At 65.6% G+C, this 392-nt stretch carries 1 protein-coding gene; it reads left to right on the top strand.

The window, feature by feature from the left end; genetic code table 11:
* On the top strand, window positions 1-285 hold a 285-nt coding region (locus tag IG02_RS43360; RefSeq protein ID WP_234315037.1), incomplete at its 5' end, for a hypothetical protein.
* Window positions 286-392: the final 107 nt, after the last annotated feature.

The raw sequence follows: 392 nt of genomic DNA, 5'->3' as shown, positions 1-392 counted from the left end.
GCGGAGGGCTTCCGGAAGGCGGTATTCGCAGGTCGGAGCCGCTGCGTGGACGCAGAGAAACGCGCACGTTACACCTACCCGGAGCCCCACAACCGAGGAGCGATGCCCCGTTTTGTCGGGTTCGGAGCCGCCTTCTTCGCCTACTCCGTTCGAGGATCGCCCACCCGTACGGATGCATCGCACGATGATTCCGTAATTGATCAGCCGACCCCGCTCCGGGATTTTCCGGAGGCGCGGGACCCGGAATGCGAGGCGACCCTCGAATTGATCAAGGCGGTTATGTGAACAACAGGTCAATGGGTCGTGATCCGGCCACGACGGCCGGTGACGGACGCCGGACGGAGACGGGCGGGGGCCGGTTAGGGGCGGGTCGGGTGCGGGACGGAGAGTAG

The sequence above is a fragment of the Streptomyces sp. NRRL F-5135 genome, from assembly GCF_000719775.1.
Lineage (GTDB): Bacteria > Actinomycetota > Actinomycetes > Streptomycetales > Streptomycetaceae > Streptomyces > Streptomyces hebeiensis.
Note: the sequence above shows the minus strand (reverse complement) of the source record. Positions and strands in the feature narration are given on the sequence as shown.